24 protein-coding genes, 1 tRNA gene and 1 pseudogene are annotated in these 21,955 nt (G+C 70.0%); 15 read left to right on the top strand and 11 right to left on the bottom strand.

Annotated features, from left to right (window positions below; all coding sequences use genetic code 11):
• Nucleotides 1–28: 28 nt before the first annotated feature.
• From BLU27_RS06475 to BLU27_RS06485, 3 genes are all read right to left on the bottom strand, one after another.
• The gene (locus tag BLU27_RS06475) at nt 29–469 is read right to left on the bottom strand and encodes an SRPBCC domain-containing protein (protein ID WP_092651547.1); all 441 of its coding nucleotides are present in this window, start codon (nt 467–469) and stop codon (nt 29–31) included.
• Nucleotides 470–562: 93 nt separating this feature from the next.
• Complete coding sequence (locus tag BLU27_RS06480; RefSeq protein ID WP_092651549.1) at nt 563–1,288, bottom strand: DUF998 domain-containing protein; 726 nt, start codon at nt 1,286–1,288, stop codon at nt 563–565.
• Between the two features lie 130 nt (nt 1,289–1,418).
• A complete protein-coding gene (locus tag BLU27_RS06485) occupies nt 1,419–2,270 on the bottom strand; it encodes a GNAT family N-acetyltransferase (protein ID WP_092651551.1) in 852 nt (283 codons plus the stop codon).
• Nucleotides 2,271–2,550: 280 nt separating this feature from the next.
• On the opposite strand from BLU27_RS06485, the gene BLU27_RS06490 reads away from it, so the two are divergent.
• Nucleotides 2,551–3,327: an SAM-dependent methyltransferase gene (locus tag BLU27_RS06490; protein WP_092651553.1), complete on the top strand. Its 777-nt coding sequence runs from the start codon at nt 2,551–2,553 to the stop codon at nt 3,325–3,327.
• A gap of 44 nt (nt 3,328–3,371) precedes the next feature.
• On the opposite strand, the gene BLU27_RS06495 is transcribed toward BLU27_RS06490, so the two are convergent.
• Nucleotides 3,372–5,120 (bottom strand): DUF222 domain-containing protein, encoded by a 1,749-nt coding sequence (locus BLU27_RS06495; RefSeq protein WP_092651555.1) that lies wholly within the window; start codon nt 5,118–5,120, stop codon nt 3,372–3,374.
• Between the two features lie 286 nt (nt 5,121–5,406).
• On the opposite strand from BLU27_RS06495, the gene pyrH reads away from it, so the two are divergent.
• Entirely contained in the window at nt 5,407–6,144 is a 738-nt protein-coding gene (gene pyrH / locus BLU27_RS06500; RefSeq protein ID WP_092651557.1) for a UMP kinase, read from the top strand.
• A gap of 525 nt (nt 6,145–6,669) precedes the next feature.
• Here pyrH and BLU27_RS06505 read toward each other — a convergent pair.
• Nucleotides 6,670–7,146: an anthrone oxygenase family protein gene (locus BLU27_RS06505; protein WP_092651559.1), complete on the bottom strand. Its 477-nt coding sequence runs from the start codon at nt 7,144–7,146 to the stop codon at nt 6,670–6,672.
• 33 nt (nt 7,147–7,179) lie between these two features.
• Here BLU27_RS06505 and BLU27_RS06510 point away from each other — a divergent pair, with 33 nt between their 5' ends.
• Together BLU27_RS06510 and BLU27_RS06515 are read left to right on the top strand one after the other, a co-directional pair.
• Nucleotides 7,180–7,638, top strand: a complete 459-nt coding sequence (locus BLU27_RS06510; RefSeq protein ID WP_157728272.1) for a GNAT family N-acetyltransferase — start codon at nt 7,180–7,182, stop codon at nt 7,636–7,638.
• An 84-nt stretch (nt 7,639–7,722) separates the two neighbouring features.
• Nucleotides 7,723–8,088, top strand: a complete 366-nt coding sequence (locus tag BLU27_RS06515; RefSeq protein ID WP_092651563.1) for a glyoxalase superfamily protein — start codon at nt 7,723–7,725, stop codon at nt 8,086–8,088.
• Here BLU27_RS06515 and BLU27_RS06520 read toward each other — a convergent pair.
• Both BLU27_RS06520 and BLU27_RS29795 read right to left on the bottom strand, forming a co-directional pair.
• Nucleotides 8,085–8,735, bottom strand: a complete 651-nt coding sequence (locus BLU27_RS06520) for a class I SAM-dependent methyltransferase (RefSeq protein ID WP_092651565.1) — start codon at nt 8,733–8,735, stop codon at nt 8,085–8,087. The genes BLU27_RS06515 and BLU27_RS06520 overlap by 4 nt on opposite strands.
• Nucleotides 8,732–9,295, bottom strand: a complete 564-nt coding sequence (locus tag BLU27_RS29795; protein ID WP_197681706.1) for an SH3 domain-containing protein — start codon at nt 9,293–9,295, stop codon at nt 8,732–8,734. The genes BLU27_RS06520 and BLU27_RS29795 overlap by 4 nt, the downstream gene beginning before the upstream one ends.
• Nucleotides 9,296–9,706: 411 nt before the next feature.
• On the opposite strand from BLU27_RS29795, the gene BLU27_RS06530 reads away from it, so the two are divergent.
• Nucleotides 9,707–9,919, top strand: a complete 213-nt coding sequence (locus tag BLU27_RS06530) for a hypothetical protein (RefSeq protein ID WP_092651567.1) — start codon at nt 9,707–9,709, stop codon at nt 9,917–9,919.
• A 16-nt stretch (nt 9,920–9,935) separates the two neighbouring features.
• A complete protein-coding gene (locus BLU27_RS06535) occupies nt 9,936–10,535 on the top strand; it encodes a COG4315 family predicted lipoprotein (RefSeq protein WP_157728273.1) in 600 nt (199 codons plus the stop codon).
• Between the two features lie 47 nt (nt 10,536–10,582).
• On the opposite strand, the gene BLU27_RS06540 is transcribed toward BLU27_RS06535, so the two are convergent.
• Nucleotides 10,583–11,944 (bottom strand): MFS transporter, encoded by a 1,362-nt coding sequence (locus BLU27_RS06540; RefSeq protein WP_197681707.1) that lies wholly within the window; start codon nt 11,942–11,944, stop codon nt 10,583–10,585.
• A gap of 254 nt (nt 11,945–12,198) precedes the next feature.
• Here BLU27_RS06540 and BLU27_RS06545 point away from each other — a divergent pair, with 254 nt between their 5' ends.
• The 3 genes from BLU27_RS06545 (at nt 12,199) to BLU27_RS06555 (ending at nt 14,467) form a co-directional block, all read left to right on the top strand.
• The gene (locus BLU27_RS06545) at nt 12,199–12,639 is read left to right on the top strand and encodes a VOC family protein (RefSeq protein ID WP_092651571.1); all 441 of its coding nucleotides are present in this window, start codon (nt 12,199–12,201) and stop codon (nt 12,637–12,639) included.
• A 127-nt stretch (nt 12,640–12,766) separates the two neighbouring features.
• Nucleotides 12,767–13,588, top strand: a complete 822-nt coding sequence (locus BLU27_RS06550) for an SCO6745 family protein (RefSeq protein ID WP_197681708.1) — start codon at nt 12,767–12,769, stop codon at nt 13,586–13,588.
• Between the two features lie 99 nt (nt 13,589–13,687).
• A complete protein-coding gene (locus tag BLU27_RS06555; protein ID WP_092651573.1) occupies nt 13,688–14,467 on the top strand; it encodes a phosphotransferase family protein in 780 nt (259 codons plus the stop codon).
• Nucleotides 14,468–14,471: 4 nt separating this feature from the next.
• Here the strand turns inward: BLU27_RS06555 and BLU27_RS06560 are convergent, their stop codons facing one another.
• Together BLU27_RS06560 and BLU27_RS06565 are read right to left on the bottom strand one after the other, a co-directional pair.
• On the bottom strand, nt 14,472–14,801 hold the full coding sequence (locus BLU27_RS06560; RefSeq protein ID WP_092651575.1) for a nucleoside triphosphate pyrophosphohydrolase family protein: 330 nt from the start codon (nt 14,799–14,801) through the stop codon (nt 14,472–14,474).
• Nucleotides 14,802–15,234: 433 nt separating this feature from the next.
• Nucleotides 15,235–15,864, bottom strand: coding sequence for a class I SAM-dependent methyltransferase (locus tag BLU27_RS06565; RefSeq protein ID WP_092651577.1), 630 nt, complete (start codon nt 15,862–15,864; stop codon nt 15,235–15,237).
• Nucleotides 15,865–16,135: 271 nt separating this feature from the next.
• Here BLU27_RS06565 and BLU27_RS06575 point away from each other — a divergent pair, with 271 nt between their 5' ends.
• The 4 genes and pseudogenes from BLU27_RS06575 to BLU27_RS31385 form a co-directional block, all read left to right on the top strand.
• Nucleotides 16,136–16,321: a hypothetical protein gene (locus tag BLU27_RS06575; protein WP_197681709.1), complete on the top strand. Its 186-nt coding sequence runs from the start codon at nt 16,136–16,138 to the stop codon at nt 16,319–16,321.
• 242 nt (nt 16,322–16,563) lie between these two features.
• Complete coding sequence (locus tag BLU27_RS06580; protein ID WP_197681710.1) at nt 16,564–17,190, top strand: GNAT family N-acetyltransferase; 627 nt, start codon at nt 16,564–16,566, stop codon at nt 17,188–17,190.
• A gap of 170 nt (nt 17,191–17,360) precedes the next feature.
• Entirely contained in the window at nt 17,361–18,266 is a 906-nt protein-coding gene (locus BLU27_RS06585; protein ID WP_092651581.1) for an aminoglycoside phosphotransferase family protein, read from the top strand.
• A gap of 379 nt (nt 18,267–18,645) precedes the next feature.
• Nucleotides 18,646–18,801 (top strand): annotated as a pseudogene (locus BLU27_RS31385) (hypothetical protein); the annotation flags it as partial.
• A gap of 90 nt (nt 18,802–18,891) precedes the next feature.
• Here BLU27_RS31385 and BLU27_RS06590 read toward each other — a convergent pair.
• Nucleotides 18,892–18,965 (bottom strand) — tRNA-Gly (locus BLU27_RS06590).
• A gap of 124 nt (nt 18,966–19,089) precedes the next feature.
• Between BLU27_RS06590 and dcd the strand changes: the two genes are divergently transcribed.
• Nucleotides 19,090–19,665, top strand: a complete 576-nt coding sequence (gene dcd, locus BLU27_RS06595; protein WP_092651583.1) for a dCTP deaminase — start codon at nt 19,090–19,092, stop codon at nt 19,663–19,665.
• A 171-nt stretch (nt 19,666–19,836) separates the two neighbouring features.
• Nucleotides 19,837–21,915 (top strand): SRPBCC family protein, encoded by a 2,079-nt coding sequence (locus tag BLU27_RS06600; protein ID WP_092651585.1) that lies wholly within the window; start codon nt 19,837–19,839, stop codon nt 21,913–21,915.
• Nucleotides 21,916–21,955 lie beyond the last annotated feature (40 nt).

Genomic DNA, 21,955 nt, shown 5'->3' on the forward strand with positions numbered 1-21,955 from the left:
GCCAGTGTCCTCGATGCCCGGGCCGAGATCAGGTTGCCGGTGCCCCGTCGGCGAGGGCGGCGAAGCGGTCCAGGATGTTCGGCCACTCGGTGAACTTCGAGCGTTCGGCGGCGTTGTCGGCGTTCCACCCACCGTGCTGGAAGCGCATCCGGCAGCCACCGTCGTGCGGGGTGAACTCCACGGTGATCTCGCTGGGGTGACCTGACGGCTGCGCGAGAGTCGAGGTGTACGCGAGCCTGTGGCCCGGCTCCCACACCGTCACCCGGCCCCAGTCGTACTCCTCGCCGTCACGGTGCGACTCGAACACCCGGCCGCCCACCTGAGGTTCCATCGTGACGCCGGTCAGCGTCTCGGCGTTCATCGTGTAGCTCGGATGCCACCACGCGGCCAGGTCGCCGGTGTAGACCTCGAAGGCGCGTTCGGGCCCGCACCGCAGGACGTACTCGTGCACGATCGGATCGAGTTCCATTTGCGAAGTATTGCCGAGAGGTCAGGAAGGTGCGCCGACCCGCACCGGCGCCGTCCCCACCGCACGACTGACGGGCGGACTTTCGCCGGCCGGTCACTCGATGTCAAGCCGGCCTTGATTGCCGTCGTCCTCCCTGGTGTGCAGCAGATGAAGCGCCAGCCACCCGATCCAGCCCATCCCCACCACCAGCGTGAGCCGCTGGAACAGTCCGCCGACGGGCGCCAGCGCGGTCTGCTGGGAGAAGCCCGCACTGGTGAGGAAGAACAGGGCCAGGAACAGCACGGCCGTCGCCACCGAGTACGCCGCCTCACCCCGGTGGCCTGTGCGCGCGAACCGGTAGCCGACCACGCAGCAGGCCACCGGCAGACCGAGGAAGACCAGCGCCGAGAACGTGTCGTGCAGGGTTCCGGTGGTCGTCTGCGGGGCGGGCACCGCAGTGCCGGGTGGGTAGTCGCCCACCGGGTCCGTGGCGAAGATCCCGGCGCCGAGCAGCCCCACCGCGACCGCGCCGAGCAGGCCGGGGCCCCAGCGACCGGCACCATATGCCTGCCGCAGCGCCGGCCGGGATCCGACCGCGAAGGCGAGCAGGAGGCAGCCGGTGACGAGGAAGTTCGCACGTTGGGTCCAGCCGTACTCCCCGAGCGCCAGCGAACTCACCGGGTGCCGCAGCGCGCTGTAACCGGCGCGGGTCGCGCCCTCGACGAGGAACGCCACGACGAACACGATCGGCCCGGCGACCCCACATGTCAGCAGTGCGCGCCTGCGACCGGACGCGGACGGCTTTGCGGCTGGGTGAGGCCGGAGGTTTGCCTCGGACATGGGTCCATTGTGGCGGGGACCCCGGTCGTCACGGGGATTTCGGGTTGGCGGGGGAGCCCGGTTCTCGAAGAGAGCTCTGGCTCTGGGAGGGGCCTCGGTTCTCGGGAGGCGCCTCTGCTCTGGGAAGATCTCAGTCGGGTAGCCACGGCCGATGCGCGTGCAAGCCGAGACGGTCCGGTGCGGAGAGCTTCCACAACCAGCCGATCGGGCGCAGCGCGAGGCGGCTCGCCACCCGCTGGGAGGAGAGGTTGTCCGACGAGGTGCTGTAGAACGGCAGCCGTCCCGCGTCCCTGACCAGCCTCGCCCAGTGCGCGGTGACCGTGGCGGCGAGCCCGCGGCCCCGCGCGTCCGGGTGGGTCCACACCCCGGCCTCGGCGCCCCTGGCGTCGGCCACCGGGGTGTGCGCGACGGCGAGGACCCGGGAGGCGCGGGTCGCGATCGCCCACGGGCCGAGCCGCCCGGCGATCAGGTCGGCCCACTCGTCGCCGGACCAGGTGTCGGGGTTCGCCGCGCGCAGGCCGTCTCTGGTCTCTGCCTCGTCGTCGGACCGCACGATCCGTACGCTCGCCGCGTCGTTGTCGCCACCCTTGTTGTCGTTGTCGCCCTCGTCGCCGGCGAACTGAGCGTCGTACGTACGCCCGTCGGTGTTCGGCAGCCCTTCGCGCGGGACCAGGTAGCTCGGCCCGCCCGAGGTCAGGACCGGCCCGAGCGCGCTGACGATGCGTTCCCGGCAGTACGCGAGAACCTCCGGTGGCCGGTCGGGCTCGGCGTACCTGTGCCGGCGTTCGGCGGCGGCCTCGAGCGCATCGGCCATGGCGTCGGCCACGTCGTCGGGCACGTCCTCCCCGACCGCCAGCAGCTGGCCGTCCTCGGCGACGCCGAGGACCACGTGGTGTGCCTGCCTCAGCCGTCCGCGGGCATCACGGTCCCAGAGAACGCCCACTTCCGTGGCGAGCAGGTCGACGGATCGGGTTGCCGGCATGGAGGCAGACCCTACCGACGTCGGTGAGGGCTCCGACAGTGCTTTCCGTCCGGCCCGCTCGGCTCGGAGAAGGTGGGGCGTCAAAGGGAAGTTGACAACGCCGGCCGGCCACGGCGCGTGTTCCGTTGTGCAGCGGCCGGCCGCGTCGTCCCGCCGGGTACGGACCCCGGCGCGCAGTCGCCCGGTGCTGCCTGCAGGACGGTGGTGGGCACAACGAGTTCACGGCGCGGGCGGCGGGAAACCTGTTGTGGACCGTCGATCCCGGTGGCACCTTCGGCGCATGTCGGATACCAAGGACCTGGGCACCGAGGAACAACTGCGACGGGTACTCACGGTGGAGCGCTATCCGCGTTCGTCCACCTACGACCAGCTCTGGGTCGTCGACAACCTGATGGGGCCGCACCCGCTGTGGGCCGCGGAGGCGTTGACACAGGTGATGCTGCTTCGGCCGGGCATGCGGGTGCTGGACCTGGGCTGCGGCACAGCGCTCACCTCGATCTTCCTGGCACGTGAGTACGACGTGCAGGTGTGGGCGGTGGACCTGTGGGTCGAGCCCACGGAGAACTGGGAACGCATCCAGCAGGCAGGCGTGGCCGGCCGCGTGCATCCGGTCCACGCCGACGCGCGCACTCTGCCGTTCGCGGACGGCTTCTTCGACGCGATCGTCAGCCTTGACGCATACCACTACTTCGGGACCGACGCGCTCTACCTTCCGTACTGCGTGGAGTTCCTCCGGCCGGGCGGCTCGCTCGGCATCGTCGCGCCGGGCCTTCGCCGCGACCCGGGGCCGGACCTCCCGGCGTACCTCGCCGAGCGCTGGGGACCCGACATGTGCACCTGGCTGGGCCCGGACTGGTGGCGCCGGCACTGGGAGCGGACCGGTCTGGTCGAGGTCGACGTCGCCGACATGGTGCCCGGCGGCTGGGAGGACTGGCTGCGCTGGCTGGATGCCTGTGAGCTGGTTGGACGAGGACACGAGCCGGACGCTCGGATGCTGCGAGCCGACGGAGGTGACCTGCTCGGCTTCACCCGCGTACTGGCCCACCGCGTGCGGTAGGAGCTCGAGGGCCCAGCGGGTGTCGGCGACCGCTCGGTCAGCTGTCATGTGCGGAGCACTCTTCGCTTCGGATCCGACCACTCGGGCGGTACGTATTCGGGGTGGCCGTGGGTGCCCATGCGGACTTGCCAGCCTTTGTGGTGGATGGTGGTGTGGTGGTGGCGGCACAGGAGTACGCCGTTGGCGAGGTCTGTCGGGCCGCCGTGGTCCCAGGCGGTCATGTGGTGGGTGACGCAGCGTGGTTCGGGGATCTGGCAGCCGGGGAAGTTGCAGTGGTGTCCGTCGCGGATGGCCAGTGCGCGGCGTTGGTGTTCTTTGAAGAAGCGGTCGGAGCGGCCGAGGTCGAGCACCTGCCCGTCGCCGCCGAGGACGACTGGGATGAGGTCGGCCTCGCAGGCGAGCCGGCGCACGGTCGCGACCGAGATCGGTTTGCCGTCGACGCCGAGGTAGCGGGCTGACCCGCCACCTCCACACGTCGGGCACCCGTCATGCGGGTCGACGGCAGCCTCCGGCTCCGCCGCACCCTCGGGGGCGGCGTCAGCTTCCGGCCCGGCTGCCGGGTCGGCGGTACCTTCCGGATCCGGTCCGGTAGCCGGCTCCGGTCCGCTTGCCGGAACCCTTCCCGTAGTGGCCCCCGATTCGGGATCGGTGTGTGGTTGTGGGTGGTGGCCGGGTTCTCGCGGTGGTGGTATCCCGTCCGCGAGCGCGCCGGTGCCGGACGATGGTCGTTTCTCCTTACCTACTTGGCCTTCCTCCTGACCTCCGGCTTCCGTTGATGTCGGCTCTTCGGTGTTGGCGGGCTTCTTGGTGCTCTGTTTGGCGTGCTTGGGGTCGGTGCAGGGGCAGGTGCACGGCCTGGGACGGACGACAGTTGCGGTGTCGTCGACCGTCCCCGCACCCGTGCCCTTCAGGAGGGTGTCGAGTGGGATGGTGACCGCGACCTGTGGTGGTCTGCCGCCACGGACGGGCGCCTGCGCCGCAGCGGCCAGCATGCCGATGAGTTCGGCGAACGCGTCGCCTCGGCGCTGGTCGATCGGCCGCCTGTCTGGGTCTGCCCCCTTGACGGGTTCGGCGAGGGGTTCGATCAGTTTGCGGAGCAGTTCCATCTCCCACGCCGGGAGGCTGATGTGTACCGACTCCGACTGCGGAACCCCGTTCGGGGAGTAGCGCAGGGAGCGTTTCTGTTCTGCTGTGCGGTCCTTCCTGGCAAGTTCCTCGCCCAGTTGCCGGTAGTACTCCTCCGGCGCGATCCGTTCCAGAAGCTTCGTACCCAGCACCCGCAGCTCGTCGGGGTTGTGGAACCGGGCCTTGCCGATCAGGAACCCCTCCGCCTCGACCCGTTCCTCCGGACCCACGTAGTCGGGGAGCTTCTTGACCGCATCGGCGATGACCTGCGCCTGCCGCACCGACACGTTCCCGGCGGCGAGCGCGTCCCCGGTCGACGGGACCGCTTTGTCCAGGTCGCGCGCGAGGCCGACGGTGGCAGAGGACTCGTGCTTGCTCATCCGCAGAGCCGTCCGAAGATAGACGGTGGCGTTCGGCGCCCCGGTGAGCTTGCCGACGTCACAGGCCTCGGCCTGGCGGACGACCTTCAGCTGGGCCGCCTGCAGCCGGGCGATCTCCCGGCCCAGTACCTCCAGCGCCTGCCCGGCCTGCTCGGCCGTCAACGACACCACAGACGTCGACAACACCACGTCGTTGCCGGCGGTGACCATGCCCAAGGCATCCAGCAACGGATGCGGCGGCCTACCGCCACCCCCAACACCGGAAGACACCTGGAAGCTCGAAGACATGTTCGAACCCTACCGGCAACCACCGACAAGGAATCCGTTGTCCACAAGGGAAATCGAGTCGACCCTAGGTGGGCCCAGGCTCATGAACCCGCCCTGGTCACCCGCGGTACAGAGGAGTGCTGAACGCCAGCTATGCCAGCTCGACGGTGACCGTGCGTAGTCGCCACGCGGGGACCGTTGACACCCGGTGAGCCTGGGCAACGACTGCGCGGGCTCCCGACGTACGCACCAGTAGAGTGCGGGGCGCCGCGGCACCCGGTCGCGGCGCAGACGAGGGGACGCATGCATGTCGCGGTACGGACGCATCCTGATCAAACTCAGCGGCCAGGCCGTGGCGGGCGCGCACAACTCCGGGTTCAGTGCGGACGCGCTCGACCACCTCGCACGGGAGGTCCTGCGCGCGCGTGACCTCGGCCTCCAGGTCGCCATCGTCGTCGGCGGCGGCAACGTCTTCCGCGGGAGCTCCGCCGACGAGTGGGGCATCGACCGGGTGGAGGCCGACAGCATCGGCATGCTGAGCACGCTGATCAACGCGATTCTCCTGCGGGGCAAGATCACCGCTCTGAGCGACTACGACGTACGCGTGATGACCGCCATCCCGATCAACTCCGTCGCCGAGCCGTACATCCGGCTTCGTGCACTCAACCACCTGGCCAAGGGAAAGATCGTCGTACTTGCCTGTGGCATCGGCCAGCCCTACGTCACCACCGACTACCCGTCCGTCCAGCGTGCCGCCGAGATCGACGCGGACGCGATCCTGGTGGCCAAGCACGGTGCCGACGGGGTGTACGAGAGCGACCCGAACGTCAACAGGGACGCCCGTCGCTACCGTTCGATCAGCTACGACCGGGTGCTGGCGCAGGGCCTGCGGGTGATGGACCAGGCCGCCTTCATCCTCGCCCGTGACCAGAAGCTTCCCCTGCACGTGTTCGACATCGACCGGGCCGGTGTGATGGCCGGGATCTGCAAGGGCGAGGAGCACGGCACGTACATCTCCGGTGACGTCGAAACCGAGTGGGCGTAGGGCTGTCGGGATTCGACGCGGGCCTCGGGTGTGCGGGTCCCCAGCCGACGCCACGCCGCATTCCTCGTCGGGCAACACCCGGCGAGGAATGCGGCCGGCGCCACCCTGGCCCGTTCCGCTCTGATGTCGCCGCAGGGCGACCAGTCGAAGGAAGCCGCCCGGCGCGTCCTCCCGTACCTCCTCGATCTCGAACGCCGGAGAGTCGGCGAGCTCCTCCCGCAGCGACTCGGGCGTGGACCAGTGCACGTAACCGCGTTCACCGCAGAACGTGTCCAGCGGTTCGAGTGACCGGAACCTGGCCGCGGCCCGCTGGTGCTGTGGGTCGGAAGCCAGTGCGTCACGTGCTTCCTGTTCGTTCGGTACGACTAGCTCACCGGCAGCAGGGAGCACCGGGCCACAGGACACGTCCTACCTCGTCAAGGAACTCTTGACGACCGCCCCGTGAGGGAACGTAACAGTCAACCTTGCCGGCCACAGCCGCGTCGAATCCGGCGTTCGTGCCCCTCCATGCTGTTCCGCCTTTCGCTAGCGGGCGATGTGGGCTGCTGCCTGCCGGGCGGCGATCCAGGCACCGGCGGCAGCGACGAGCCGGACGGCGTTCAGGCGATACCAGGTCCGCAGCAACTCCTCGCGTTCTGCGGCCGGGACCTGCTCGGCGGTGAAGAACAACCTGAGGTTGAGGTGTACGAGAACAGCTGTCACCGCGGCGCCGGAGACTGAGCAGGAGGCTGCGACGACAAGCCACCGGCGCCCTTCGGGACAATCGTCCCAACCCGACCAGAGCGCGGCGAGCGCGACCGGGAACGTTGCTGGAAGGACGGGAACGTAGTAGCGCAGCGGGCTCCCGGGAGCAAGCGGCGAACGCGCATGGCCGCATCCGGCCTCGGCGGCCAGCCGGTCCGGAATCCTGACCACGGCTTCGTACACGTTCCCGAAGAACCAATGAGCATGCCCGAACTGGGCGAGCGTCATCAGTCGCGCCGTGAGCTGTTGCCTGCGCATCGCACCATCGTAGGGAACTCATAGAGTCTGGCCGTGGCCATCGAGATCAGGGAATCGACATCCGCCGACATCGCCGAGCTGGCGAAGCTGCGCTGGCGAGATCACTTCGAGCGCCGGCTGGAGCCTGACGAGGGCCTCGGCGATTACGTCCGTGGCTTCACGGCGTGGTGGGAACGGCGCGACGACTTCCTGGCGGCGGTCGCCGTCGACGGGCAGCGAGTCGTCGGGATGGGGTTCCTCGCGCTGGCCGGTCGGGTGCCCGTCCCGGGCGCGATGGACCGGCGTACCGGCGACATCCAGTCGGTGTACGTCCAGCCGGAGTTCCGCAACCAGGGCGTCGGTTCGATGGTCGTACGCACACTTGTCGACCTGGGCCGCGAGCGCGGCTGCAGCCGGGTCACCGTCCACTCCGGCAGTCGCGCGGTCCCGGTCTACGAACGCGCCGGCTTCCAGCACCACCCGCAGCTGATGGTGCACCCGCTCACCGACTGACCCGCCTGCCCGACGGGCGAACGAACCCGGCCGGCCCGCGAGGGCTGGTCACGTCGGCAACCTCCGGCGTATCGTCTGCTGCCCATGGAGCGTGCCATCCCGATCCTGCCGGCGGACGACCTGCACACTGCCCGTGACTTCTACGTCGACGGGCTGGGGTTCACCGTCACGTTCGAGGTGTCCGACGACGGTACGACCGGCCTGCTTGGGCTGGAACGCGGAACGCTCCGCCTCACGATCGACGCCCCGATGTCCGGCCACGGCCGGGAGGCCTGTGTCTCCCTGGAGGTCGACGACGCCGACGCCTACTACGAGGAGTGGGGCCGACGGGTCCGGATCGGCGGCCCGCCGCAGAACGAGTCCTGGGGTGCCCGAACGTTCAACGTGATCGACCCGGCCGGCAACACCCTTTTCGTGATGGGCCCGACGCGGCAAAGCGATTCGGGTTAGCCGTCGCCGCGGCCGGCGAAGAGCAACGCACCAGGCAGGCTCCCGTCGGGGTCGATCAGGAGTTCGGCCGAGACCGCGAACCCGGCGTCCCGCAGCCAACCCGCCACCTGCTCCGGTCGACGCCGGTGTACGTGGACCCTCATCGGGTGGCCGCCGTAGCCTTCCGTCTTCAACCTCGACCCGTCGCCGACGTGGAAGCCGAGCAGCAGCGGCCCGCCGGGTCGTAGCACACGCCGGAAGTGTCCGAGCACGGTCGGCACCGCCTCGTCGGGGACGTGGATCAACGACCAGAACGCCACCAGGCCGGCGACCGAGGAGTCGGCGAGGGGAAGGTCGGTCATCGAGCCCACCGCGAACCGCAGGCCGGGATGGTCGCGGCGGGCCACGTCGACCATCGCCGGCGACAGGTCGACACCGAACGCGTCGACGCCCAGCGTGTGCAGGTGGGCGGTCACGTGTCCCGGCCCGCAGCCCACGTCCGCGACCGGGCCGTCACCGGCGGCGGCACCACGCACGAGTTCGGCGAACACCCCCAGACCGGCCCTCAGGTACGGCTCGCCGGCCAGGGCGGTGCGTACCCGCTCGGCATAGCTGACCGCCACGGTGTCGTAGGAAGTACGGGTGTCGGCCAGCCAGTCCACGGTCACAACGGCCGCCCCGGCGGGGCGGCGTCCTGGTGCAGAGTCACGGGCCTGCCGCGCAGGACGGGGTGGCGTACGAGCCGGTCCACGAGGTCGGCGGGCCCGCCGACGCAGGTCCAGTCGTCGTCCCACATCGTCGACACCAGCCAGGAGTGGTCCGCGGGAAACATCAGGTTGGGCAACGAGCCCCGCCAGAACGACGCGGTTCTCTCGTGCCGCCAGGTCGCCGCCTGCTCCGGCCCGGCCTCCACCAGCACGTACGGCCAGCCCGTGTACAAGGTCACCTTGCGTACGTCGGGGAAAACGATGTCGTCGGCGCCGGTGTCGAGGTAACCCAGCCACCATGGCTGGTCCGGCGACTGCCGGCGCAACAGCGAGACCAGGGCGCGGTCGCGTACCTCCTGCTCCTCGGCGTCCTCCGGCAGCAGCACGGTGGCGTACGCCTCGAACACCGGCGGGATGGCGGCAGTGATGGTTCGGCTCACAAAGGTGCCGCGCGCGATCCACGCGACGTCGGCGCCGGTTCCGATCCGCCAGGTGCGTCCGTCCCGCTCTCTGGTGACCACCGCACCAGGCTAGTGCGCCGTCCGAGGTCCACGATGCGGCGATCCGCGGCACCAGGAACTACCTGACGGACCAGCACCAGCTCGGCGTGCACAGGCACCGTGCGCGCTCGCGCCCAGGTGAGGCTCCCGCTCCCCGCCGTGTTGCCGATCTGGGAGCCGGGGTAGAGGTCACGTCGGAACGGGGGATGACCAGTGCGACGTCAAGGAGCGGCGGCTCGCTGGGGGCTGCTGGCCGCGCTGATCGCCGTAGTGACCGCCGCGGTGACCGGTTGCCGGAACCTCCCGCGGGCCGACAGGGAGTGCTGGTGAGCTCAGGGGTCCCAGGTGGTCCCACGCTGCAAGGGCGTCTGTACGAACATCTGGCGTCCCCTGGTGGTCGGGTCGGCGTGCGTCAGGTCCAAGGTCCCCGGAGTGCCGGAAACCTTCGGCACCCTGCCGCTGCCCGGCGGGCTGCACCAGCTCACCACGAACGGACACCGCATCTGCACGTTCGTGGTCAACAGGCTGCCCGGCCAGACCGGCGGCCAGCACTTCCTGACCGGCAGCGCCAGCGGCGACGTCTACACCTGGTCGGTGGTCGTGGTCCCGCCGACCGCCCCGGCAACGATCCAGCTACTGCCCTGAGCAGGGAGTCGCAACGATGAACAGAGCGCGGTCCCTGCAAGGACGATCCGCACCGCGCCGGAGCCGGAGCGTCGTACGCCTCGCCACAGGCACGGTCATGGCCTCGGTGACCGCGGCGGCGCTGCTCACCGGCTGCCAGGGAGATCCGCCACCCAAGCGCGGCGAACCGGCCGGATGGGTCCCGAGCGCACTGCCCGCGTACACCGCCTCGGTCCAGCCCGCGGCGGTGAAGACTCGTGAGGTCAAGGGTTACAGCCGCATCCTGACCACCAGCGGCGGCCTCAGCATCTACGTCAACAACAGCCCGCCGAACCCGGCGAACCCCGTCTGCACCGGCTCGTGCACGTCCGTGTGGCATCCGGTACTCGTGAACCTCGGCGGCCTGGTCGATCCGGGCACGCTGGGCGTCCGGATCGCCACCATCGACCTTCCCGGCCTGGGGCACCAGCTCACTGTGAACGGACACCGTGCCTACACCTTCGTCGCCGACCGGCCTGGGGACTTGCGGGGCGACCGGTTCATCACCGGATCCTCCAGCGGGAGGACCTACACCTGGCGCGCCGTACGAGTCCCCCAGGGAGCACCCCGCGAGGTCGTCTTCAAGCCCCGGAAGTGAACGCCGGTCCTTCCGGGGCCAACCCGATCGACGCCCGCTCGTTCGATTCAGGCTGCCCGGTCGGTGGTCTCGTCGGGCGTCGGCTGGACGGCCTGCAGGGGACGAACGCTGGTGGCGATGAGGACAGCCAGGCCGAGGAGTACGGCAACGACCACCAGGGCACGCAGCACGGTGATCTGGTGGCCCAGGAAGCCGATGGCGGGTGGGCCGGCGAGGAACGCGCAGTAGCCGATCGAGGCGATGACGCTGACCCGGGCGGCGGCCCGGCGCGGGTCGTCCCCGCCGGCGCTCATGCCGACCGGGAAGCCGAGGGAGGCGCCGAGGCCCCACAGCAGGGCGCCGACGTAGGCCAGGCCGGGCACGGGCGCGAAGACGAACACGGCCACGCCGACGATGCCGACCAGGGCGATGGTGCGGACCACGCGGACGCGGCCGTACCGGTCCAGCAGCCCGGGCCCGAACCAGCGGCCGGCGGTCATGGCGGAGAGGAAGCCGGCGAAGGCAAGCGTCCCCAGCGCGGCCGACACGTGGTGGCCGTCGATCGCGGCGACGCTGATCCAGTCGTTGCCGACGCCCTCGGCGAAGGCGAAGGTGAGAACGAAGAGCCCGATGAGCAGGGTACGCGGCTCACGCCACGCGGTCAGCGCGCCGCCACGCTGCGACTGCTCGGTCCCGCCGTGACCGGTCCCGTCGTGCTCGGTCCCGTCGTCGTCGGGGACGAACCGCCGCGTGAACCACACCACGGGCATCACCACCAGCACCGCGACCGCGGCCAGGTGCACGGCCACCTCCACGTGCAGCGCCACCATGGCCGCACCGACCAGTGCGCCGGCGACGGTGCCGAGGCTGAACCCGGCGTGGAAGCGGGACATGATCGACTTGCCCAGGTGGCGTTCCACGACCGTGCCCTGGACGTTCATCGCCACGTCCCACGCGCCGTTGGCGAAGCCGAGCAGGAACAACCCGATCACCACCGGCACGACGCCGATGAACGACCCGAGTGCCGCCGTGGTCAGGCCGACGCCGAGCAGGATGGCCATCGCCATGACGGTGCGGGCCGAGCCGATCCGGGTGACGACCGGACCGGACAACGGCAGTGCCAGCAGCGAACCAGCGGCGATCGCGAGCAGCACCAGGCCGAGCGCGGCCGAGTCCAGCTCGAGGCGGTCGCGGACCTGTGGGATCCGGGAGGCCCAGCTGGCGAACGCGAAGCCCGAGCCGATGAACGCGGCATAGGTCGCCGCCGTGGCGGCGCGGACCCTTGACGGCGTCGGTGCGGCGATGGTCGATGTCATGGCGTCCTTCGGGCCGGCGGGAAGCAGGACGAAACGGGCGAGGAACGGCACCGGTCCGCGCGCGTACGAGCGAGCGTAGAACACCGCGCCGACGTCGCCACCGGCTGCGTTCACCGGAGGCCTCGTCCCCCGCAGCGCCTCCGACGGTCGGGTCCGGGCAAAGCGGGCGACAGGGGATGGCTCTGCTCGGTCCCCGGCCGGTCAGCACCTGCTCACCTCGGCGCAGCACGCCGACGAGATCCCGGCCGTACGCCAGCTTGGTGAGCATCGGAAGTCGTCAGGGCCCGGGTGTCGAGCATGGGGCACCGGCTCCGTCCCTGGTACACCGGTGGCCACGACGGGCCGCGCGAAGGAGAAGGAGAACCACCATGGCGATCCAGCGGATGGACCACGTGAGCGTCGTCGTCGACGATCTCGAGGCTGCCAAGGCGTTCTTCCTCGAACTCGGTATGGAAGTCGAGGGCGAGGCGCCGATCGAGGGACCTTCGGTGGACCGGCTCAACGGGCTCGACGGCGTACGAGTCGACATCGCGATGATGCGGACCCCGGACGGTCACGGCAAGCTCGAGTTGACGAAGTTCCACAGCCCGCCGGTGGTCACCCCCGAGCCGAAGAACGCGCTGGGAAACACGCTGGGTCTACGGAGCGTCATGTTCGCCGTCGACGATCTCGACGCCACGGTCGCCGGCCTGCGAGCCCACGGCGCCGAACTCGTCGGTGAGGTGGTGCAGTACGACGACAGCTACCGGCTCTGCTACGTCCGCGGCCCCGAGGGGATCATCGTCGCGTTGGCCGAGGAGCTCGGCTGACAGCGGCCACAGGCGTACGAAGAGATCCTCGAAAATCTCCGCGCGGGGGTGTCGGATCGATGTCGAGGCGTTCGTAGCAGGGGTGAAGCGGTCGACTCGGTGACCGCGCTCGACAGAGGAGACACCCGTGAAGCCCACCGCCCGCCAGATGCACCAACTCGTGGAACCGATCCATCTGGTCGCGTACTTCTGTCAGGAGCCGACCGACGCGCTCATGGCGCTCGGTCTTCGGAACTACTGGGACGGGTACTTTGCCGCGAGGTCCGCGCCGCTCGGCCGGGCCCCGGCCGAGGTGGTGCACGCGGTCTTCTACAACTTCGCCGACGGCGAGGTGGCCCGGCACATCCCCCGCGTCTGGAGCAAGACCACTCCCGAGGCGGCCCTCGCCGCTCGTGAGCAGGGCTGCGTCGCGGCGCTGAGGCGGATCCTCGGTGACCTCGCCGACGGCCCCGGCGTCGCGCGAGCTGCCGACCTCGCCACCAGGGCCGCGGCGAGTGCCCCGACGGTTGGCCGGCCTCTGTACGCCGGCCTCCGGGCGCTTCCCGTACCCGAGGAACCCGTCGCCCGCCTCTGGCACGCGGCCACCCTGCTCCGCGAGCACCGCGGGGACGGTCACAACGCCGCGCTGGTCGCGGCGGGCATCGGCGGTACGGAGGCTCACGTGCTCGGCGCGCTGTCCGAAGGCATGCCCGCGGAGAAGTTCGGCAGGGTCCACCACCTCCCCGCGGCCCAGCTCGCCGCGGTCGTGGACGGGATGCGTGCCCGCGGCCTCGTCGACGAGTCCGGCTGGCTGAGCGACGCGGGCCAGGCGACGAAGGAGCGGATCGAGGCGCTCACCGACGACCTCGCCGCACCGCCGTACGACATCCTCCAGCCGAGCGAACTCGACCAGCTCGTCGCGGACCTCGAACCCATCGCCACCGCCCTCGATGCCGCCGGCTCCCACTAGATCCCGCCACGTCCGGTGAACGGCGACGCGGCGCCAGGTGCCGTGACACAGGAGACTGGCGAGTTGCGGGGGCGACTGGTGACAGGTGAAGGTACGGACATGGCCGACCACGAGCAGGAGGTCCCCCTCTTCGGTGCCGGACTTCAGGACCGGAAGCTTGTCCGTGTCGGGGACACCGTGCGGCGTCCGGCGGGCGGATGGACCAACTCTGTGCACGATCTCTTGCGAGACCTCCGCGCGAGGGGGTACGACCTGGCACCAGAGCCGCTCGGCCTCGACTCCGCGGGCCGTGAAGTCCTCGGCTACGTCGAGGGCCGCGACCCGGGCTGGCCGTTCGTCCCCGAGATCCTGACGGAGGAAGGTGCCAGGCAACTAGGCCGGCTGACCTCCCGTCTGCGGTCTGTGCTGGCGACCTACTCGTGCCCTGTCGACGCGCGATGGCAGTTCGCGGAGGGCGCGCCGAGGTCCGGAGAGACGATGCAGCATGGCGACCTGGGCCCGTGGAACCTGCTGTGGGGGGATGGGCCCGAGGTCGTCGGAGTGCTGGACTGGGACTTCGCGGGCCCCGGCGACCCCTGGTACGACACCGGTCATCTGGCGTGGTTCACCGTGCCGTTCATGGACGACGATCGAGCCCGGGCCCGTGGATTTCCCGAGCCGCCCGATCGTCGGTCGCGCCTGGCCGCGTTCGCCGGCGGGGCCGGAATCTCCGCTGCAGAGCTGGTCGGGGTCACGGTTCGTGCGCAGGAGGAGTACGAGCGCCGTGTGCTCACGCGGGGATCCTACTCATGCGAAGGTCCGTGGAAGACCCTGCTGGAGATGGGCTTTCACAAGAACGCCCGCTCCGACCGGGCCTGGACGGTGCGCCACTTCGCGTGAGCAATCAGCGGTTGTCGCCGCTGCCGCCCAGCACGCCACGCTCCTGGCGGCTGGTCAGCTTGGCCAGGTTGCCCGTCGCGATGTCGTCCAGGGACAGGTCGAGGTAGTCGGCGAGCACCGCGACGTACCACAGCACGTCACCGAGTTCCTGGGCGATCTGGACCCGGTCGATCCGCGACTCGTCACTGTCGAGGTCGCGGACCCACTTCTTGAACTTCTCGGCGATCTCGCCCGACTCGCCGACCAACCCGAGCACCAGGTGGAGCAGTTCGTTCTTCTTGTCCCGCGGGGCAGCGGTGCGCAGGGCGCCGCGCTGGTACTCGTCCAGTTCCATGGCGGACCAGTATGGTCGAGCGCTCCCTGGCAGCAGCCCGGCGTCCGCCCTGGGTGATGTCTGAACGCGTCCGCGGCCTGCTCGAGCTCGCGAGCCAGGTCGTCGTTGCGCTGCGGAGAGGAGGAGCGTCATGAACGGACACGAGAAGCGCTCTTGTGGTCCGGGCGTCGACCGCAGGTGGAGAGTGTCAGGCGCGGAACGGTTCTACTCGGCAGTTCGGCGGACTTCAGGAACGCAAGAGGGTCTTTGCGGGTCTCGAACGGCCAGACCATCTCGGTCGAGATGGACTCGCGATTCTCCACCACTGGAACGGCGTTCCGACCCAACGAGATTCCGTTGACAACACAGAGCGGAGCCTTCTGGACATGGCCTTGGAAGCACGCATACTCCGCGGATGCGATTGATCGGCAGAGTGCGTGCCGGTAGCGAGTACCTAGCGGAGGCCGGCCAGCAGGTGGGCGTCGAGGAAGCCCCGCTCGGAGGCCGGGTCGTGAACGAGCCGGGCGACCGTGACGAGCCCTGCTCCGGCCAGCAGTTCGGCGAACCGATCCACGGGCCAGCTGTAGGCAGGTGTCACCTTGTGGTCGAACCGGACCGGCTTCGGACCGTCGGTCGCGAAGAACGAGACCAGGACCAGTCCCCCTGGCGCCAGGACGCGCACCTGCTCGGCGAGCAATGCGGGCAGTTCGTCGGGCGGTGTGTGGATCATCGAGTAGTAGGCCAGCACGCCGCCGAGTGCGCCGTCCTCGACCGGTAGGGCCTCCATGCGCGCCTCGTCGAACCGCAGGGCCGGATAGGTCCGCCGGGCGTGACCGACCATTCCCGGGGAGATGTCGAGCCCGAAGGCGTCAAGCCCCAGGTCCTGCAGCAGAGCCGTCAGATGCCCGGGACCGCATCCGACGTCTGCGACCCGCCGGTTCCCCGTCCCGCGCACCAACTCGGCGAAGCTGCCAATCATGGCCCGAGCGAACGGCCGCGTCTCCAGCCGGTCGGCGAACAACGACGCGTAGAGCTCGACGACCCCGTCGTAGGCCGCCCGGGTCTCGTCCTGGTGGTGCGCCACGGACGAGAAGCTAACACCAGTGCATCCTCGCGGCTTCTGGCCGGCCCGCGGTGGCCGATCTGCTTCGTCGTCACTGCCACGACGTGATGGCGGCTTCCACAAAACCTGTGGGCGGACCACGACGGCCGCTGCTACTTTCCCGGAGGCCGTGCGAGAGACCGAGGAGGTGGTACCCGTGAACGTATCGACATGGGTGCTCCCCTCTTGGGTCACGGTCGGGCGACAGGTCGTCCGGGAGCGCCGCTGACGAGCACTCCCGAAAGGCACGACCATGGAGTTCACTTCCGAACATCGCCTCGACGACGGCGTCCTCGAACGCGATTTCACCCTCGGCGAGATCCCCGGCGTCCTGTGGACCCCTGGATCCGCGCCGAACCCGGCCCCGTTGATCCTGACCGGCCACAACGGCAGCCTGCACAAGCGGGAGCCGCGGCTGGTGGCTCGGGCCCGGCACTAACGGGGCCCGGTTCTTCGACCGGCATCTGAAGTGAGCCCGGGTCGGAGGCTCACACACGCCGCCAGGACGGCTCGAACGCCCGTTGACTGTCCGAGATCATCCGGAGCCGGGCCGAGTAGCAGCAGCACCTGTTGCTCGGGGACTGGCGTGCGAGGAGGGTGGGGCGGTCGGCTGCGGCTCTGAACACATTGCCGTACTGGATCGCTGACCGGATCGCCGACTGGGTGGTTATCCTCTCCGAGGTGACGCCGATCCAATGGCCAGTACACACCGAGCGGCTGACGCTACGGGCCTACATGCCAAGCGATCTTGACGCCTTGTGGGCCTACGAACAGCTTCCGCAGGTCCAGCACTGGCTCGGCTGGGTACCACGCTCACGCGACGAGCTCCGTGATGCCATGGACTCCAAGCCGAGCAACAACACTCACGTCATGGTACTTCGCAACTCCACGATCATCGGCCACATCATGATCATGCCGCGCGACAGCTGGGCACAGATGGACGTTGCGGAGCGCGCCAAAGGTCTCGAGGCCGAACTCGGCTGGATGTTCAACCCAGCGCACGGCGGCAAGGGCTATGCGACTGAAGCGGTCAGCGCAGCGATCAGTATCTGCTTTGACGTGCTCAACGTGCGGCGCATCCACGCGGGATGCTTCGCTGACAACGCCGCATCCTGGCGTCTCATGGAACGCCTGGGGCTGCGCCGTGAAGAACACAGCCGCGCCGCGGCGCTGCACCGCGATGGCACCTGGCACGACGGCTTCACCTACGCGCTACTCCGCGAAGAATGGCCCACTCCCCCTGCTCTCAGGCTGGAATTGCGTTCTTCACGGCTTCCTCATGCACCTCGTCCTCATCGAGGACGGTGACGGAACCGTCTTCGCCCGCACAACATCCAGCGTGAGATCGACAAAGGAGACCCCGGTGGAAGCGACGACGGGCGGCATGGAGATGTTGACTCGCTCTGGCTCGATGTTCTGGACCGCTCAATCCAAACCGGGTTGACAGCGGACGGGCCCGACGGTTCGGATGGGCGCTCGTGAGTCCCCGCAAGATCCGCGCCGGCCAGGCCGACATCGACACGCCGCTCGTCCGTTCGCTGGTGGCCGCTCAGTTCCCGCGGTGGGCCGCGTTGCCGCTGGAGCCGGTCGACTCCAGTGGATTGGCGAACGCGATCTACCGCCTCGGTACCGACCTGTCCGTACGGTTGCCGCTCCGGCCCTCGATAACCGACGAAGTCCAACGGGAGCAGGAGAAACTCGCGACACTCGCGCCGTTCCTGCCTGTGGCCATCCCTTCTGTCGAGGCGATCGGCTCACCCACCGACGCGTTCCCGGGCAAGTGGTCCGTCCACCGCTGGCTCGCCGGTACGCACCCCTCCCCCGAGGCCCTGGTGGATCCGCGTGGGCTGGCGACGGACCTCGCGGCGTTCGTCGACGCGTTCCGGCGGATCGACCTGACGGACCGGCCGCCGGCGTATCCGGGTGAGCGCCGGACGCGCGCTCCGATGGTCTCGATGGACTCCTCGACACGGACGGCGATCGGCGAGCTGGATGGCCTGATCGACACTCGCGCAGCACTGGCGTCGTGGGAGGAGTCGCTCGCGGCGCCATACGACGGGCGCGAGGTGTGGGTGCACTCGGACCTGACACCGAGCAACCTGCTCGTGTCGGCGGAGGGCAGGCTGACCGCGGTGCTCGACTTCGAGACGTGCGGTGTCGGCGATCCGGCGTGCGATCTGTTCCCCGTATGGAACCTGCTGCCCGCGAACCTCCGCGACGAGTTCTGTGCGGCGCTGGACGTGGACGACGCGACGTGGCTCCGCGGACGCGGGCGCGCGCTGTCCCAGGCGCTGATCGTGTTGGCGGACCACAAGGACACCAACCCGGCGATATCGAACTACGCGCGGCGCGTCATCCGCGAGGTGCTCGCAGCGCCTCGATGATGTCTCCGCGCTGGCGCGCGGCGTCGGTGGGTCTGGAAACAACGTGCCAGACCTTCGTTCGGCAGTGATGCTGCAACGGGTCGCGTGACACGGGAGGAATCCTGCAGCAGGGAACCGATATGTTGCCCATTGGTGAGGCGGCGGTCGGGATGAAGCTGAGCGCGCGGCACTTGCGTCGGTTGGTTGCCGAGCGGCGCATCGCCTTCCACAAGCTGGGTCGCGCTGTCCGCCTGGATGCGCTGACGTGCAGGCGTACATCGAGGCTGGACGGGTCGGACCGATCGCCGAGTCCGACGTCTGGCGTGGTCTGGGCGGGGTGGCGTGATGACGACCAGGGCAGGGCGCCGCCGTTTCGGCAGGGTTCGGAAAGCGTGAGTCCGGCCGTTGGCAGGCTCGTTATCCGGGACCAGACGGGCTCCTCCGGTCTGCGCCGCAGACGTCCGCGCGGAAGTCGGACGCGGAACGCTTCTTGGCGCTGGTGGAGTCAAGCCCGGACGATGACGGCTCGGCTGAGGATGTCGAGCACGCGAGCTAATGGCCCCGCTGACGGCCCGTGACGCGATCATGGTGGCTGACGGCGAAGGCCCAGGCGTCCCGATCATGGGGTTGGCCTGGGCCTTTGTGGTGGAGCGGGTGACGGGAATCGAACCCGCACTATCAGCTTGGGAAGCTGATGTTCTGCCATTGAACTACACCCGCAGCGCGCCGCCGGTCAGACGACACCCGCCGCCACGAAGGCGACGAGCGCTCAGAATACTACCCATCCCCGGCGCGCCGCCGACGGCATGTCCTCTCGCCCGGCCGGGTTCGGTAGGTTGCCTGCGTGCTGCTCTCCGACCGTGACATCCGAGTCGAGCTCGACAAGGGCCGGGTGGTCCTCGACCCGTTCGAGCCCGAGTTCGTCCAGCCGTCCAGTGTGGACGTCCGGATGGACCGCTACTTCCGGGTGTTCGAGAACCACCGCTACCCGCACATCGACCCGGCCGAGGAGCAGCCCGACCTCACCCGCCTGGTCGAGTGCGAGAAGGGCGAGTCGTTCATCCTGCACCCGGGCGAGTTCGTACTGGCCTCGACGTACGAAGTGATCACGCTTCCCGACGACATCGCCGCCCGGCTGGAGGGCAAGTCCAGCCTCGGCCGGCTCGGCCTGCTCACCCACTCCACGGCGGGCTGGATCGACCCCGGCTTCTCCGGGCACGTGACCCTCGAGCTGTCCAACGTCGCCACCCTGCCGATCAAGCTCTGGCCCGGGATGAAGATCGGGCAGCTGTGCTTCTTCCGGCTCAGCTCGCCGGCGGAGCAGCCGTACGGCTCCGAACGCTACGGGTCCCGCTACCAGGACCAGCGCGGCCCGACTCCGTCCAGGTCGTACCGGAATTTCCACCGCGCCGACATCTGAGCCTGGCGGACGGCCCGTCAGCTAGGGCTTCAGTCCCCTACTCCGCCGGTCCTCGCGGCCACATTCTGCGAGAAAGGGACCGTACGCCGTCCTCCGGCCGGGTGCGCCCCGGGCCGCCGACGAGCCGTCCGGGAGGACCCGGGTCCGGGGCCGTCGAAGCCGGAGGTTGCGATGCCCGGCGCCACTCGCGCGAAGACGAAGCGCCCAACGCAGGCACAGCTGGCAACGGCACTGGACCGGATGCTGCCGGCGGCCCGCATGGTCGAGATCGACACGGTGGACCTCGGCCTGTCGCCTGAGGACGCCTGGGAAGTGATCCGGCACGGCGACCTCTTCGCCCACTCCCGGATGGTCCGCGCCCTGTCCACGCTGCGGCGGGTGCCCGACCGCCTGGGAACGCCCATGCGACCCGGCGTTCAGGTGCTCGTTGAGGACAGCCCGCACGAGATGGTGGTCGGCGCGGTCGGCAAGGTGTGGCGGGCACGGATCGCGTTGGTCGAGGTGCCGTCGGCGACGGCGTTCGTGGAATTCGACCGGCCGGGGTTCGTCAAGGCCGCGTGGGCGTTGCGGCTGGTCCCGCTGGGTGAGCGCGCGACCCGGGTGACGTTGGAGGTACGGGCGGACGCGACCGACGCGGCCACCTGGCGGCGGTTCCGGCGTCACCTGCGGGTCTTCGGCCCCGGGTCACGGCTGCTGCGCCGGCGGATGATGGCCGGGCTCGGCCGGGCACACGGGCCGAAGGAGGAGGCGCGTACGGACGGATTGGTCCCCGACGAACTGCGTGCCGACGAACTGCTTGCCGAGGGGACGCGTGCCGGCGAGGCGGGCATGCCGGACAGCCGTACGGCGGAGGGACGGACGGCGGGCGAAGTCGCTGAGGCCGGCCGTGGGCGGCGCCGCGCGAAGGCGGCGGTGGGCGCGGCAGGCACGGCCGCAGGCGGACTCGCCCGCCGGCTGGCCCGCACCCGGCCTCGACCCGCGAAACCCCGGCGGCCCCCCGATGCTGCCCGCGCGCTGCCCGGCGACGAACTCATCCCGGACGCCGACGGCCAGCTCACCCAGGAGGTGATCGTCGACGCCCGGCCGACGACGATCTGGCCGTGGCTGGTGCAGATGGGCACCGGCCGGGCCGGGTTCTACAGCCTTGACCTTCTCGGGAACGCCGGCCGGCGCAGCGCCCGCGAACTCCACCCGGAGTTCCAGGACCTGCGGGTCGGTGACCTGGTTCCGGCGACACCCGACGGCGGGGCGGGGTTCGAGGTACTCGTCCTGCATCCTGCCCGGGTCCTCGTCCTCGGCGGCCTCGTGGACCGGCTGAGCAACACGCAGTTGCCGTTCGCCGCCACCCGGCCGGCGCGGTTCTGGCAGGCGACGTGGTCGTTCGTCCTCGAACCCCTCGACGGCGATGCCACCCGGCTGACCGCGCGGCTGCGGATGGCGTTCGGTGCGCGTAGCAGGCTGCACAGCCGCTGGATCAGCCCGCTGCACCACCTGGCCCAGAGTCACCAGCTCCGCGGGCTCGCCGCCCGCGCGGAGGGACGCCTGCCCCGCGACGACTGGCGCGATGTCGCCGCCGGCCTGGGCGGAGCCGCCCGGATGGCGGCCGAGGCGGTGACGCCGTTCCTGCGCAGCCGGCGGCGTACCTGGGGCCTGCCCGCAGACGACCCGGCGGCCGGGCGCGACCGCACGTACCCCGGGGACCACCTGATCCCGAACCCACGGTGGGGCTTCACCCATGCGATCGAGATCAACGCGCCGGTGGAACGGGTGTGGCCGTGGGTGCAGCAGGTCGGGGCCGACCGGGCCGGCTTCTACAGCTACCAGTGGCTGGAGAACCTCGTCGGCTGCCGGATCCGCAACGCCGAGACGCTGCACCCGGAGTGGACCGCGGAGGAGGGCGGCGAGCTCCTCGTTCATCCCCAGGTGATGCCGCTGCGGGTGGTGACGGTCTCGCCGGGCCGGTCGTTCGTGGCGTACGTGGACGACGAGGCGGCCCGCGAGGAGGGCCGGCCATGGGCACGTGCCACCTGGCTGCTTGCCGTCGAACCGCTGAACGCCCGCCGGACGAGGTTCCTCAGCCGGTTCCGTGCGGATTCCTCCGACGACCTGGTCACCCGGTTGACGTTCGGGCCGAGTCTGCTGGAGCCGATCAGCGTGGTGATGGACCGGGCGATGCTACGAGGTGTGAAGGAGCGGGCAGAGCGGCAGCCCGGCCCGCTCGTGCCGCGCCCGCGCCCCGGCGACGGCTGACCGTTCGTACTGCCGGCGGTACGTACTGCTGTCGGTTCGT

Source organism: Actinopolymorpha singaporensis, assembly GCF_900104745.1.
In the GTDB taxonomy this organism is placed as follows: Bacteria; Actinomycetota; Actinomycetes; order Propionibacteriales; family Actinopolymorphaceae; genus Actinopolymorpha; species Actinopolymorpha singaporensis.